Genomic DNA, 14,923 nt, shown 5'->3' with positions numbered 1-14,923 from the left:
CACACCGAGTTTTGCTGAAATTTCGCCTAAGCTAACTAGTTCGTTTAAGATAAACATTACTACAACAGCATCTGGAATAATCTGTCCAATTGTAAATCCTTGATCTTGCAGCACTAAATAGATGAGATTAGCTACGATTCAAACCAACATCATGCTTTTTTTGATGATGCCTTGATACCGACGCTTACTGTTAATCGTTCCCCAGTTAGCTGCCATTCCAGATAAAATCGATTGCATTTAAAATAAAATGTACTGTCATAAACCTCAGCCGCCTACTGTGCTAAGTAAACTTAAATGTTTGTTCCATTTATCTACAATCTTTGCCCTTTTTGAAAGTAAAAAGCCATGAGGCAAATCGAGAATATTGTGTACCGTTGCCCATCTCCATTAATAATCATAGCGCATAATAAAAGCCCTCCATGTTTGTGGAAGGCTAAAGAATATCCATACCGCCTGTTACTAATCAATATGTACAAAAAACATCACTTCTTTTTCAAAAATATTTAAAGGTTAATCTTCTTCCATTTACGAATTTTGGTTCTAAAGTTTGTAAATGGGGCAACTGAATTAATGTGAACCCATTTCCAAACAGGCCAATTAGCTTGTGTTTTTGCCCATCGCCTTTGATCAACTTCAAATAATTCCTTCTCAGATAGAATATTTAACCACTCACATAAATTAGTGACCGCCTCATCAAGCATTGATTGTTGTTCTTTCAAAGAGTACGCTCCATATTGTTCATAAAAAGAATTGTACAATCCACCTAGATTATTCCACTTATAGCCTTCTGCTGGCGTGTGTACTTCTTCTCCCTGTTGTTCTTTTTGCTCCCAGTGAAGCAAAAGATTTATCCATCCAAGTTGATAAGAAAGGTTTTCAGATGGAGTTTTATCCACTTCCTCAATCCGTTTGTTTTTCAAGACTTCTGGTATATCATTAAATTCTGCAATATATTTTTTATACTTGTCGTTAATCGTACTAATCAATTCTTCCTTGTTTGCATACTGCCTCACTTTACTCCCCTCTCTTCCATTTATTAGTTCAGCAAAATTGAATGATTTCCTTCTAAAAAATGAAATTTAAAATAATGCTTACCTATCTGTTTGAGTGGCAGATAATGACAGTACACTCAATTATGTTGTGTTTATTCAATGATAGCCCCACTATATTCACAAAATTAGTGATCATTGGTCTACAATCTATAATTGCTAATGCGCTCTTTAAAGACTTGTAAATCTTCTTTCGTTATTGGAGAGATTGTAATAATTTGAATTAAATAAATTTGCATTAGGTTCATTCGTGACTTCCATAGATATATATTTTATTTCACCATTCTTTTCATAAGCAAAAATTAAATACTTCTCTATGATTGTGCTCGTTTTTTCCTTTGCCTCTCCACCAATTATAGCACCTAATGAACCAAAAAGATTATTCCCTGCTATAGCTTTACCAGCATCACTTACCCAACTTTTTTGAATTTCAACATCTGTTTTTATTAGAATATCAATCACTTTATTTATATTTAATTCAATTGTGGCTTGACTTCTTTCAAACACGATTTTATCTTTGCATCTGTAAACAAATATCTCAGCACCTTCGGCAACTGGTAATCCAGCCATATGTTTTACTTTAATACATAGATCTGCATTGAATAGCTGTTGTCGAGATTTAGAACCAAGTACTTTACTCTCTGCCTCGAACTGTTGTTTCTTTTTCGCAGCTTCTCTTTGTTTACGTGCTTCTATAGCTTCAGCGCTATAGGCTCGTTTATAAAGTTTAATTAGAAATCCCTCAAATAAAACAATAAGTACCAATAAAATGATAGAAACTAGATAATCAGCACCTTCATATCCTTTGCTATTTAAAAACATGTTAGTTAAGCCGTACAAGAAATAAAATCCAACTAATGCAATAGCTATTAGATGAAGAACTTTTTTCACCAATATCCCTCCTCCTATATAAATATACATATATAATGAATGGGATTCTATTACAATTTTTAAAATGCTACTTTTATCGACTCATGCACCGTATTATCATGGCTAAAGCTTTTCAGTGCCAATAGCTTTTGACTATAAACTTGTGGTATGTGGTGGTGTGAGAATCATAGATATTTTAATAAAGAAACTCATCTTAGGTTCAAACTATTTAATACTAGAATGCTTAGGCCAACCTGGCTAGGCTCTTAGATTTCTTATTAACTTCTAAAATATTTTTTCGATGCAGTCATGTTGCCCATGTTGAATGCCAAAAACTTTAAGAAAGCTTAGTTTATTGATTTGACCCTCCCCTTACAGGATGCTTTATATTTAAAGTAATTTATAAGGAGGTGATTGTTATGCTGACCATTGGTGAATTTTCGAAAATATCTCATCTTACACTGAAAACGCTTCGCTACTACGATGAAATCGGACTTTTAAAGCCTGCTTTTGTTGATGCTAGAAATAACTATCGTTATTACAATGTTCCTCAATTAGAAACTGCTTTATCCATCTCGCGATTGAAAAACTATTTATTTTCTTTAGAAGAAATCAAATTTATTTTAACTAATTGGGATGATACCGAACTTCTTAGTTCTAAATTGAAAACAAAACAAGAAATTCTTACACAACAACTTACATTTTATGCTTCATTGTTAAATGAATTAAAACTTGATATTCATGAGCTTGATAAAAAGGGAAGTATCATGGGCTATTTAAATGAGATTGAGATTAAACTTGTGGATCACTTACCATATGATATCTTATCTCAGCGAAAGACAATAAATACCGATGATTTTCTAAAACACTTTAATGAGTTGTTTAGTAAAATTATGTTCAATAATTTATTACCTAGTGCAAAACCACTTGCTATTTTCCATAGTGCCGAATATGAACCTGATAATTATGATGTAGAAATGGCCATACCACTTACAACCGCCACGAATGAAACAAGATTATTTAATCCTGGTCTTTGTGCAATGGCTACGCTTATTGGTTCTTATGATAAACTACCTTCCATCCATACAAAACTACATGTTTGGATAACCGAACATAACTATAAACTAAATGGTGCACCGTTCGAAGTTTATCAAACAGATCCCTATAGTACACAAGAGGATAATAATATCACAGACGTATTTTTTCCTATTAAATATAAATAACAAAGGAGTGCCTTACTTTGTACGGTATAAATAATTCTACGATAAAAGAAAAAATCTTCATTTTAGTTGCTGAGATTATCTATTTAGTTATTGCATATTATTTACTTTTCAATACATATGGAAAATCTGCCATTTCTCTAGGGCTTTATATTGCTTTAATTATTACAGCTTTGCGATTAACAGCTATGATGTTTATTTGGTTACCTAGAGGTATTGCAATGCAGGAAGCTATCATGAACAGTATAGCTTTTGGGATTTATTATTTGGGCTTTCCCATTTTAATGATTACGAGCAAACAGGATCCAAACATAACAATGCTAATTGTAGGCTGGCTATTATTTTTAGGAGGAAGTATATTAAACACAGTTTCAGAATTACTTAGAAAACCTTTCAAAGACAATCCTGAAAACAAAGGTAAGCTCTATACGGGAGGTTTATTTAAATATGCGATTCATATTAATTACCTCGGAGACTGCCTTTGGGTACTAGGCTTAGCACTAATCTCTAACAATATTTATAGTTTGCTTATCCCTCTTAGTTTATTCTTCGTATTTGTTTTTGGCTATATCCCAAAATCAGATAATTACTTACAAAATAAGTACGGAGAACAATTTACAATATATAAACAAAAAACTAAAAAGCTAATCCCTTTCATTTGGTAAATAAAAAACATCAGGTTCACCTATTATAGGGTGATCTCAGACTGTCGACTTAAGGAATCGAAAAGTTCACCCTCGATTCCTTTTATCTTCTTTCATTATGTTTAAATATGATAATATACCACCCAATAAAACAGACTCTTCAAGCAAAAGAACTCTTTTAAACAACTTGCCTAGCCAATTTCTTTAAATTCATGGCAGCAAAAATAAGCATCGCCTACCTGGACAATTTATTAAGACCTCTTAAGCTTGTCCATCATATTCCACACTTTTCCTTTGCATCCACAAAGACACGCTCAATACTTTCTTTATTGGATGTCATAGGAAAAGGGCGTACATTTCGAACATGTGGTTGAGCGATAAAATAAATGGCTTGATCACAAACTTAGCATTAACTTCTCGTGCTATAAATTTGTAATAAACCTTAATATGAGAACAATAAAGAGCGTGTTTTGAAAATAAAAACTGTCCAAAACACGCTCTTACTATATGTAGAAATTTGAAGCCCTTGTTGTACTAAAGCACCTATTAGTTGAGCAAGTAATCTATCTATAATCTTTAATGCCATCTTCAAAAGCCTGTCTATCTCCATTCTCAATTCCGTGCAATGCCTCTTGTAAAGCAAATGTACTTTTATAAAATTTAACCCGTTCAAATATTTCATCACCGTTAGGATATAGGTTAATACACATATCCAAAAAATCCTCGCCATAGCTAGAGAGTATTCCAGCAAAGTCATACGCTGGATCTCCTAAACCCGAACCACCAAAGTCTATTATCCCTGAAATCATACTTGTTTCTGGATTCCATAATATGTTAGATGCTCCGAAATCTCCGTGTATAAGTGTTATATCTAAATTAGAGAATGCCTTCTCTTTTAGAAACGTTTCAAAAGATTGTGAAATTTCCTTTTGAGCGTCGCTTCTGATAAAAGGAAATACATTATTTTGAATCTTATCATACAGGCTATACATCTCTTCACGTGGGTTACGAACCTTTAGTTTCAAATCTCGACTTGCTTTTTCCCCTGAAATAGAGTGGAGTTCTACAAGAAAAGAAACAAGTTGTTTGGCCAACCCCTTAACCAATTCAACACTATTAACACCTGTTAAGCTCTCCTTCCACAAAGGAACACCATCTATTAGGTTATAGCCGGTGAAGACTTTACCTGGTTTTAACTCTTCAAAAGACTGATAAATTGGATTCGGAATAGGGGTTGAGATGATACCTTTAATGTATTTTAAAATTTCCGTCTCTCTTCTTAATTGATTGATTCCATTTTTATATTTTGGAAATCTAAAAACCAAAGATTTGTTTACAATGAACACATCATTATTCTGTCCAATTTCATTAGGATAAAAGTCTTCAATGGAAAGGTCAGAATAAAGCGACTGAATGGTTTCAATAAAGTTATTATTCATTTAGTAATCCCCCTTTCGATCACTTTCTATTGTGTTGATCCCCAAATGCTTGTTGAACTAATTACCCGTTTGTTTAAGTACATGAAGCGTTCCTAAATGTAATTACCAATACTCATTGTTTTTATGATTTTTTAAATAAACATATTCTTCATTTTTACTTATCAATCACACAATTCCCACCTATCAATCGATTTTTCATCATAATTTATATGGTTTATTTTACCATGTTTTTAATTTTTACACAAAGCCAATTTAGCATACATACTCAACAACAAGATCACCTCTAAGAAAAACTAACGAGATGATTTTATCAGCTTTATTTCGAAAGCCTTAATTAATTTTTTATATAATACTTATAATTCCTATCAGCATTAATATAATTATATAGAATCACTACCATAGACACAGGATGCTACAAATAACCTATTCTCTAATTTGCGATTTAGGAAAAAATACTTTTTAATCCAATCTTTACAAAACAATATATAGAAATATTATAAATGAATGGATATAATTTTTTTAGTAATCCTTTTACTATAAAGAATTACTAAAACTCATTTATTAGACGAGCTAAAATGTCTAATATTAACCACTCTATAAATAGTAGAGATTAATAAAGAGGTGTAGCAATTGGAAAATTACTCAATGAGAATAATACCAAGAATTTTTCTTCGCTATTATGAATTAATAGAAGATGAAATGATTTCTCAAGATGAAAAACAGCTAATTAAATTGGCTTTTACTTTATTAAATAAAAGAATAGAAAAAAATATTAGCCAAGATGAAATGGCTGAGAGAACTGGTCTATCCAAAAGTGTTATTTCGAGAATGGAAACCTTTAGCTCTATTCCATCCTCTTTAACCTTAACTAAATATGCAAGTGAATTAGGTATGGAATTAGTCCTTGTTGATAGAGAGCTTTATAAAATGTGGAATACAAAAAATAAATCGATAATGGAAAAGTGAGTTAATGTTAACCTTTTAAATAGTGAGCACTCCGCAAGTCCCTTACAGAAAGGTTGCAATTTTACTGATTACCATTATTCCTTATAAAATCAATACATCATTAAACATGCCCAGGTACTCATTTAAACTATCCTCAATTGCTAGACACTACCTAAACAATTACGGTACGTTAACTGAATATCTGGGCTTTATAATTTATTCTGATGAACTTAATAAAATTGTGAGCACAGTACCCCACAAGAAAATCACACCATAATAAAGTCTTTGTAATAGACCTGCTGGCAATGGAAAGAAAAACAAAAGAATGATGAGGTGCAATTGAATATGTATACTTTCCACACGATGTTACTCCTAGATCACTCATAGCTTGTTGCATAAAATTATAGGGTACAAGTGCAGTCATAATAAAAATCGGCTCTATCACAAAATATAAAATGGTCACAACCCAACTTACTATTCCTATTTTTTAGATATATGTAACAATATTTTTCCTCTCTTCTCTATTTATATATTTGATTTCAAAATAAATTACTGCGTTAAACGATAATGAGTTTTAATCCTGCAAAATCTCCATGGATCATTATTCCAAAAGCAAATCTATCTATTCATATCTCATATTTAGCTCCTCTAAATCTATTTATTTCAAATAAAATTCAATTTTGGTAATCCTCTTATTCATAGTTAGGAAAAAAACTAGGTGATGCTGTACTTTTCGGAGGTGCTACTTCTCCAACAGCCCCTACTGCACTTGCTGCTCAATGTTACTGGGTAGGTAAAAGCATAGACATGTGATTACTTAATAATAAAATTATATTTTGCTTTATCTCCCTACGACAATATACTAATTGCTTTGCAAAATAAAAGGACATCCCTCTAAGTAAGGAATGTCTAAGTATTTATCTATACAAATCCAACAGATTTAACAGATATCTTTCTAATTCATTGATTGCAAACAATACTTCCTTATGAAGTCTATCTTCAACTACGCTATTATCAGTAAAAACCTCTAAATATTTATTTACTTCTACAAAGAATTTTTCATATTTCTCTAAAAACTCATCAATTGTTTGATCACCAGGTGTTACAGATAAGTAGATAGTTTTGAATAGATTAAAGTCACTATATGCATTACTTAAAAAATAGATTGCCAGTGTTCTATCGCTATTAATATACAATTTTACAAAAGATAGGTTTTGTTTTATTTTATTCAATGCATTGATAAGATTTGTCGTCTGTTTAAGCATATTTGCCGTATTACTATACATCTCATACTCACCTCCATCATAAGCAGCAAATCGGTACATTTCAATATTTTTCCGTAATCCCAGAAACACAGCAACTCTGGGTCGGCCATGTTGTCATTTCTTCGCTGAAAGTTTACCTATGTAGACAATCGTCTATCTTTCCCTACTATTAAAGTCATAAAAAATATCAAGGGAGGGAAATCTTTTCGCAAACTTTAAAAAATTTAATCCTCAAATATAAAATTAGCTCTGGTGACGATTTTATTTGTGATCTAACTTTATTTTATTAATTGTCTCATGATGATTTCTTCGCCGATTCGTCCTATTAGTCTCTCATTTGTATCTTCAAATCCTACTTTAAAATATAGTTTTTGTGCTGGTATATTATCTTTGTCTACAACTAAAACAATTTCATCGCAATTAGGGAATTCTGCTTCCACAAACTCAACTAGTAAGGTCATTCCCTGTTTTGCGTAACCTTTTCCTTGCTCTGTATGGTTAATTGATAATGCAGTTAATAACATTGCATTCAAATTAGTAGAGTATTTCTTTACTCTTTCATTTGCATTGAGAAGGAAGAAACCCACTGGTGTATTATCACTTAAAATGACAATACGATACTGTCCTTCATTAATTTCTCCAAATTTGCTTGGAAGAGCAGAAAATTGTTTTTGTTCTTCTGTAAGTACAAAAGAGTTCAATTCTTTCATATATTCACTTGAAAAATGCTTTAATTCAACCCTTTTCCATTTTTCCATAAGATCATTCTCCATTCATTTTTCTATACTTTACCACTTAATTAGGTTTTGGTCATTCATTTATTTGAAATTTCCGAAATATAATAACGACGTAAAAATTTTCTTATTTAACAGTGGATTGTTTCGCTTGCTGGATTCTGTGATGGGACACGTCTCAGAATATGATATTGCTTAATTTAGAGAAGGTTCAGTACTGGAGAAATGCGAGTATTGTAACACGTTTAAAGAAAACGGCATTGTACGAGATATGAGTACTAATTCAAGATATCTATTCAACCTGAAAAAAAGACGATTTTCCATTTTTATTTCATTAATTATTTATTTTATTCTTTTGTTAATTGTCCTGAATTCATAAACTTTTAAGAATTTGTGTGTTTCAACTTTAGAAGAAATAACGAAATTACATAAAAAGGGATTTTTGATTGAAGAGGAGTATTTAGCAGAGGTAAGATAGTTGATAAAAGATAGCTGCTTCACGATTTTAGTTTCGTTTATAAAAAAGACTGCTGACAAACATCAAATTTGAGTTTGTCAGCAGTCTGATACTACTCAATTAAGAGTGGTATGTTTCATTAAAAATTAAAGTTTTACGATGTTAGCAGCTTGTGGTCCGCGTTGACCTTCTTCTACTGTGAATTCAACTTTTTGACCTTCTTCAAGTGATTTGAAACCTTCACCTTGAATAGCTGAGAAGTGAGCGAATACGTCTTGTCCGCCTTCAACTTCGATGAAACCAAAACCTTTTTCTGCGTTAAACCATTTTACTGTACCTTGTGTCATGTAAATGACCTCCATTAATCAAATTAAATAAAATCACATTCATAAAAAAACACATATCACAAAAAGCATCTATCAAAACACGATTACTTTTTGTAATATGTGAATTCATTGCATCTTTTTTTTCGGATGATTCTATTGAATACAATATACCATGTAAAATCACCTTTGTCTAGTCCTAAACTGTTTAAATTTTGGAATATCCATTTTTTCTTGAGGTTAGGCATGAAAAGCAATGTTTTTTCCCCTTATCGGAACTTCACAGTATTATTGCGTTTTATAAACGAAAATCATCAGAAACATTTATTATCCAGCTGCTATCAGTGGAAGCCAAAAACGTTACTGCATCGGCAATATCCTCTATTCGCCCTATTCGATTGCAAATAGAAGATTAACTCCCGCTACAATGCTTTCTGAGCAACAGGCGATCATCAAGCATTCAAATCCGTTATTGCAGGAATAGTAATTTCCTTTACACATGAAACAGGTGATAAATGGATGACACATTGCACAATTGATACAATATCTTGTACAGGAATACGAGTCCCTTCATATAAATGAATTGCTTTCTCTGCCCCTTCTTCATAAGGTACTTCTGCTGCTAGCTCCCCTGGGTTAATACATGTGACAGAAATTTTATCTTTTCTTAAATGTTCACGAAGGGCATTTGTAATGCCACGTAAGCCGAATTTAGATGTAACAAATGAAACTTGTGCATTGTTCGTGTGATCTAAGCCTGCTGTTGAGCCAATTAAAATCACTTTTCCATTTTCCGCTTGTCTTAAATTTGGTAAAAGCGCTTGGATATATGTAATTGTAGAAGTTAAATTTATATTGATTATGTTTGAAATATCTACGACCTCATCCAAATCAAATGTATAGTCATCCTCGAATCCACGCTTTTCCCATACGCCAACATTGTAAATTAATACATCGAAAGGAATGTCTTTTACCTTCTCTTTTAAAGTTGGAATTGATTGCTGATTGGACAAATCAATAGCGAGCCAATGACGATTGACACCATCGTTGAGATTTAAGCTTTTAGGTCGAGAACGTGACACGATCCATACAGAGTCTCCCATGACGGGTAAACCTTTGACAAATGCATCACCCAGTCCTTGACTCGCTCCAAATATAATGAAATTCTTACTCATTCCACCATCTCCTTACCAGTTATTGCTATTCATTATAATAATTACAGAGTTATACAGCAATGAAAGTGGTTTATTGCTATGACAAACGTAATTTGACTTCTGCCTTTTTTGCTCTTATATTAACGACGCCACACTAGGGGATTAAAATCAGCACCCTAAGCCTGTATAGCTGATGCAAAATCTTAAGAAATCTTCATAAATATTCTCAATAATTATTAATAATTTCCATTTACAATAAGGAAAGTCGACAATATTACATCAAGGAAAGCTAAATCATCAGTTAGGAGCGTTTTAAATTGGGCGTAACAGAAATTATCAATAACATTCAATCTTTAATGCTGCCAGTAATGATTATTATTGGTGTTGAGTTTTTACTCATTGCATTCTATTATTTCTTTTATAATAAAAAGGAACCATCCGTTCGGAAACGAAACCACGTAAAAAAACTTATGCTTGGAGCACTCTTCATCGGCTATATTGTTTTTGTTTGTGAGTTAACAATTATTGGCCGAGGCTCTTCTCATTTTCTGCAGATGAATCTCCAACCATTTAGTGGTTATATCGATGCATGGAAAAAATATTCGTTACGAGATCTTCAAAATTGTATTTTTAATATTTTAATGTTTGTACCATTAGGCGTTTTCTTGCCCCTGCTTTTCCCTAAATTTAAACTATTCAAGTGGCTTTTTCTCGTAGTCGTCAGTGCTACATTATCCATTGAAACATATCAAACACTTACAGGAGCGGGAATTTTCGAGCTTGATGACTTAATCAACAACTCAATTGGTGGGATTATCGGATACCAGTTATATAGACTTGTGGCTTCCATTGTTCAGCATAAAAAAGTAAAAATAAAAAGTCTAATTGGCAATCTGGCCATCCCACTCATAATGGGTTTGATTTTTGTTGGGATGATGATTGTCTACAACCAACAAGAGTTTGGTCATCTTGCAATAAATGCCTATACAAAATCGAATATGTCAGGTGTTGATGTCTCCACTTCATTGGACTTAAGTACAGCACCCACAGTTGCCCCCGTGTATAAGAAAATAATGAAGAATGACGAAGTTGAAACCTTGCTGCAAAAAAAACTAGGTTTATCCGTAACGAGTACAACGGAAAATAGAGGGGATCGCGAAATTTTATTGGCAGACAACGCAGGTAATCCTTATACATTATTTATCAGTTCACAGGGCAATTGGTCATTAACAGAGAATCTGTATACACCTGACCAAACTACAGCAGCAGGACAAGATTCTGTTAACAAGGCGAAGGCAATAATGGACGAACTTGCTCTCCTCCCTCAAGAGGCAGAGTTTACTGTATGGGAGAATGGTGAATTAGAATGGACACTTCCAGATTGCGCTAATATCAACAAAGATTATTGGCTTGGGGAAGTAAGTCTTGGGCTGAAACCAGATGGCGATGTATATTCCTTATCATCTAATCTACGTAACCATCAATTTATAACGGAAGTAAACATTTTGTCCCCTACAGAAGTGTATGAACGTATTAAGAATGGCGAATTTCCACAAATAAAATATAATGCACTCGTAACAGACGAAGAACTTACAATAAAAAAAGGCGATCAACTGTCTATAGAATTAATAGAGCTTACGCATATGTATGATACAAAAGGTTTCTATCAGCCTGTTTACAATGTTTCCGGAACATTGAATGGCAAAAGCTGGTTCACCTTGATTCAGGCAAGAAAATAGCTTTTTATATTCTCCAAACATGAGAAAAGCCCAGGCTCGAATATGAGTAACTGGGCTTTAGGTGTTCGTCCAATTACTGAATTAAGTGTCGAATATACTACCTTTAGTAAATAAAAAGGAGGGTGGTTAATGTCTTATAAACATATAAATATGGGCTGTTGTCAAAAAGAAACAAACTCTTTCCCCAAAATTATTGCTATTCCTGGTCCTGTTCCCACACCCAATATTGGTGTCTTAAGTTATGGATCCATAAGAGGTGACTCCTTAGAAATTATATCCCCTATTGCGGCACCTATTCCATTTCAGCAAGTGGGCCCTTTATCTAATGTAACAGTAAGTCCATCTGGAAATGAATTAGTAGTGCAAAGCAATGGCGTCTATCAAATTGCGATATCGATAAATGCTCAAACAACAGTAGAACCTGATCCATTACAATCCTATTTTACAGTTAGTATTACCGTCAACGGACAACCCATTTTTCTAGATGGTCTCGCTATTTTTAATGTGTTAAATAGAAGCAGTTCTACCTATGTTGTTCAAGCTTCATTATCCGCAGGCGATCTAGTAGGAGTAAGTGCCTCATCGGCCAATCCAATCGCTAACTACGCGAATCGTTTCTTGTCCATTATTCAATTGAGTTAATTGGAGCGTTCATAATATCTATTGAATTTTTCAAATAGCCATAACTTAACTGGGTTACAACAGCTGCGATACCATAGGAATTTAGCTCTCATATCTACTTTTTTAGAGATGGGAGCTATTTTACTGGGTTTGTAGTGTATAAAAAATTTGTACTAGCTGAGGATCTTTCTGAAAAATGCTGCAAAAAGTTCAGGAAAAACGAATGTTCCTCTGTGATAATGTGTCGTGAAGTTACCGAAAATATCATCTTACACTGTCCATGCATTCCACTGCTTACTTCAGACAGTATTAATAATCAGTTTCATGGAAGAACCAGAGGACATACTAATATATTCTTGCAATGTAAGATAAACTAATGGAGACCCATGTTTTTAATCATATTAATAGAGAATAAATAAGTAAACGATGTGTGTTAATGCGACTTACATTAACACATTCTCTTATATTGTACCACGCTATAAGTTATTTACTCCGTTCGTGAGTATTTCACTCCTCTTCGCGAGTATTTCACTCCTCTCCGCGAGTATTTCACTCCTCTCCGCGAGTATTTCACTTCTCTTCGCGAATATTCATATCCGTCATAGCCTATTCTCTATTCAACATTCATACTTATAAATCCTTATATTTTTGTCAAAACTATTTGATAACTAACCAAATATAAAAGTAGGGACATGATGACAAAAAAACATATCGTATTTCTCCTATTCATTTTAACGTCTGCCTTTTTTATGACCGGTTGTTGGGATGTGACGGAGCCTCAAAGAATGTATTATGTCAATGCCGTTGGGGTAGATTATGAGGATAATCAGTACAAGGTTTATCTACAAATTATTAATTTTGCTGATGTAGCGAAATCCGATCAGCCTAGTGGCAATGTTGCACCTGCTGAAGTAGGCTTTGCTGAAGGTAAAACCGTGGAAGAAGCAATTTATAAATTGTATCGTTCCTCTGACCAGGAGATTTTTTGGGGGCATATGAGGTATTTGCTCTTTACAGAACGAGCCATGGAAAATGAACGAAGTATCCCTGTGATTGATACGTTCATTCGTTTTCGAGAGACTCGTTATCATATTTGGGTCTACAGTACAACGGACCCTATTAAAGATGTCATGCTTATCACACCGATTTTAAGAAATTCTCTGACTTCTTCAAAATTAAGTAATCCTGTCAATACAACGCAACAAGAATCCTTTATTGAGCCTCAAAACTTAAGAAATTTAATTATTGGTTTAAATGAACCGAGCCATGAGGTCAGTATCCCCTACGTGTCCATCATGAAAGATTGGGAAACGATGGATGAAGAAGTTGAAGAAACAACGTTCTCAGGTGTAGGAATTCTCTCAAAGGATGGCTTTAAAGGCTTTATTAAGAATTCTGCAGCAAAAGGCAATCAATGGATGCATAATGAAACTAGTCGCGGAGAGGTCACCTTTAAATTAGAAGGTGGCGAAAGAGATTATCTAACCGCTGATTTAGATAAATTAGATGTCAAAGTGAAGCCTGTCATTAAGAATAACCAAGTGACATTTGATATTACGATTCATTTGCGTGCTACCTTGAATGGATTTAAGGGAAAAATAAACTCTGATGAGGTGAGAGCCAATATTATAAAAGAAGTAAAAAAACAAATATTGACAACCTATGAGGAAGGTTTAAAGTTGGACGTTGATATTTATCGTTTTTCAGAGTATCTCTATCGCTCCAACGTCAAGACGTGGAAAAAGTTAGAGAAAGATGGAAAAATCCCTTTAACAAAGGATTCCATTGGGGACATAACGATCCAAGTAACAAAAATAAACCCGGGTCGTAAAACGTATGAAGAAACCATTGAAGAATAAGATCCCTATACTTGTCAATCAAAACATAGTTCCCAGCAGACAGTATATATGATGAAAAGCTATATAGCCTGTTTTAGAATGATCGGAGGCATCATATGTTCTGACGGATTGATTTGTTGTCTGTATGCTTACTACAAATTAAAAATCTCAGCTAATATGAATAGTTGACCGCTAAAACAAAAAACCAGGTGCTCATCTTTGAGGAGCATCTGGTTTTATTGTGAAAGTGAATCTTACTAATTTGCTTAGTTTTGATTCGTTATAATACTACGATAAGTTGGAGCACTGAACAAGTTAAAATTTTTTCCAATAAACTTTTAGGGGGATTTAATGGTTTTTCGAGAAAATAAATTGCCCTTTCAAATTTTATAGTGTTCATTCTATAAAATACTTTGCAGAGCAAGTAAACAAAAGGACCAGTCACTCTCCATGAATGCTGGTCCTCTCATATTGTTGAAAAAGATGATATTTCACTAAAATTCTATTGCTTGTTTTGTTTTTCAACACTATGAAAATCTCCTTGATCACTATAAAAACATACAAAAAGGACTAGATCCCTACATCCTCATGTGGGTCCTAGCCTTTTTAGTGAAAGTGAATCTTA

General features: G+C 33.3%; 14 protein-coding genes and 1 pseudogene. 6 read left to right on the top strand and 9 right to left on the bottom strand.

The window, feature by feature from the left end; translation table 11 throughout:
• Window positions 1-503 precede the first annotated feature (503 nt).
• Together MHI34_RS17725 and MHI34_RS17720 are read right to left on the bottom strand one after the other, a co-directional pair.
• Window positions 504-1,013 carry a ClbS/DfsB family four-helix bundle protein gene (locus MHI34_RS17725; RefSeq protein WP_036117070.1) on the bottom strand — a complete coding sequence of 170 codons (510 nt, stop codon included), beginning with the start codon at window positions 1,011-1,013 and terminating at the stop codon, window positions 504-506.
• 207 nt (window positions 1,014-1,220) lie between these two features.
• The gene (locus MHI34_RS17720) at window positions 1,221-1,940 is read right to left on the bottom strand and encodes a hypothetical protein (protein ID WP_340809108.1); all 720 of its coding nucleotides are present in this window, start codon (window positions 1,938-1,940) and stop codon (window positions 1,221-1,223) included.
• Between the two features lie 398 nt (window positions 1,941-2,338).
• Here MHI34_RS17720 and MHI34_RS17715 point away from each other — a divergent pair, with 398 nt between their 5' ends.
• Both MHI34_RS17715 and MHI34_RS17710 read left to right on the top strand, forming a co-directional pair.
• Entirely contained in the window at window positions 2,339-3,142 is an 804-nt protein-coding gene (locus MHI34_RS17715; protein ID WP_036117073.1) for a MerR family transcriptional regulator, read from the top strand.
• 17 nt (window positions 3,143-3,159) lie between these two features.
• A complete protein-coding gene (locus MHI34_RS17710) occupies window positions 3,160-3,804 on the top strand; it encodes a DUF1295 domain-containing protein (protein ID WP_058843659.1) in 645 nt (214 codons plus the stop codon).
• A gap of 542 nt (window positions 3,805-4,346) precedes the next feature.
• Here the strand turns inward: MHI34_RS17710 and MHI34_RS17705 are convergent.
• The gene (locus MHI34_RS17705) at window positions 4,347-5,222 is read right to left on the bottom strand and encodes an aminoglycoside phosphotransferase family protein (protein WP_342503727.1); all 876 of its coding nucleotides are present in this window, start codon (window positions 5,220-5,222) and stop codon (window positions 4,347-4,349) included.
• A gap of 630 nt (window positions 5,223-5,852) precedes the next feature.
• Here MHI34_RS17705 and MHI34_RS17700 point away from each other — a divergent pair.
• The gene (locus MHI34_RS17700) at window positions 5,853-6,188 is read left to right on the top strand and encodes a helix-turn-helix transcriptional regulator (protein WP_036117079.1); all 336 of its coding nucleotides are present in this window, start codon (window positions 5,853-5,855) and stop codon (window positions 6,186-6,188) included.
• Window positions 6,189-6,383: 195 nt separating this feature from the next.
• On the opposite strand, the gene MHI34_RS17695 is transcribed toward MHI34_RS17700, so the two are convergent.
• The 6 genes and pseudogenes from MHI34_RS17695 to MHI34_RS17670 form a co-directional block, all read right to left on the bottom strand.
• Window positions 6,384-6,527 (bottom strand): hypothetical protein, encoded by a 144-nt coding sequence (locus tag MHI34_RS17695; protein WP_340809110.1) that lies wholly within the window; start codon window positions 6,525-6,527, stop codon window positions 6,384-6,386.
• 557 nt (window positions 6,528-7,084) lie between these two features.
• On the bottom strand, window positions 7,085-7,453 hold the full coding sequence (locus MHI34_RS17690; protein WP_036117082.1) for a hypothetical protein: 369 nt from the start codon (window positions 7,451-7,453) through the stop codon (window positions 7,085-7,087).
• 257 nt (window positions 7,454-7,710) lie between these two features.
• Window positions 7,711-8,190 (bottom strand): GNAT family N-acetyltransferase, encoded by a 480-nt coding sequence (locus tag MHI34_RS17685; protein WP_342503726.1) that lies wholly within the window; start codon window positions 8,188-8,190, stop codon window positions 7,711-7,713.
• 579 nt (window positions 8,191-8,769) lie between these two features.
• The gene (locus MHI34_RS17680) at window positions 8,770-8,970 is read right to left on the bottom strand and encodes a cold-shock protein (RefSeq protein ID WP_004225195.1); all 201 of its coding nucleotides are present in this window, start codon (window positions 8,968-8,970) and stop codon (window positions 8,770-8,772) included.
• A gap of 274 nt (window positions 8,971-9,244) precedes the next feature.
• Window positions 9,245-9,358: pseudogene (locus MHI34_RS17675) on the bottom strand (short-chain dehydrogenase); the annotation flags it as partial.
• A 40-nt stretch (window positions 9,359-9,398) separates the two neighbouring features.
• On the bottom strand, window positions 9,399-10,121 hold the full coding sequence (locus MHI34_RS17670; protein WP_101966723.1) for an SDR family NAD(P)-dependent oxidoreductase: 723 nt from the start codon (window positions 10,119-10,121) through the stop codon (window positions 9,399-9,401).
• Between the two features lie 296 nt (window positions 10,122-10,417).
• Here MHI34_RS17670 and MHI34_RS17665 point away from each other — a divergent pair, with 296 nt between their 5' ends.
• The 3 genes from MHI34_RS17665 to MHI34_RS17655 all read left to right on the top strand — a co-directional run bounded on the left by MHI34_RS17665 (window position 10,418) and on the right by MHI34_RS17655 (window position 14,319).
• Window positions 10,418-11,839, top strand: a complete 1,422-nt coding sequence (locus tag MHI34_RS17665; RefSeq protein WP_342503725.1) for a VanZ family protein — start codon at window positions 10,418-10,420, stop codon at window positions 11,837-11,839.
• 129 nt (window positions 11,840-11,968) lie between these two features.
• The gene (locus MHI34_RS17660; protein ID WP_342503724.1) at window positions 11,969-12,481 is read left to right on the top strand and encodes a hypothetical protein; all 513 of its coding nucleotides are present in this window, start codon (window positions 11,969-11,971) and stop codon (window positions 12,479-12,481) included.
• Window positions 12,482-13,155: 674 nt separating this feature from the next.
• Window positions 13,156-14,319: a Ger(x)C family spore germination protein gene (locus MHI34_RS17655; RefSeq protein WP_036117094.1), complete on the top strand. Its 1,164-nt coding sequence runs from the start codon at window positions 13,156-13,158 to the stop codon at window positions 14,317-14,319.
• Window positions 14,320-14,923 lie beyond the last annotated feature (604 nt).

It is taken from the genome of Lysinibacillus sp. FSL L8-0126, assembly GCF_038630385.1.
Classification (GTDB): Bacteria; Bacillota; Bacilli; order Bacillales_A; family Planococcaceae; genus Lysinibacillus; species Lysinibacillus fusiformis_D.
This window is presented reverse-complemented; position numbering and strand designations above follow the sequence as displayed.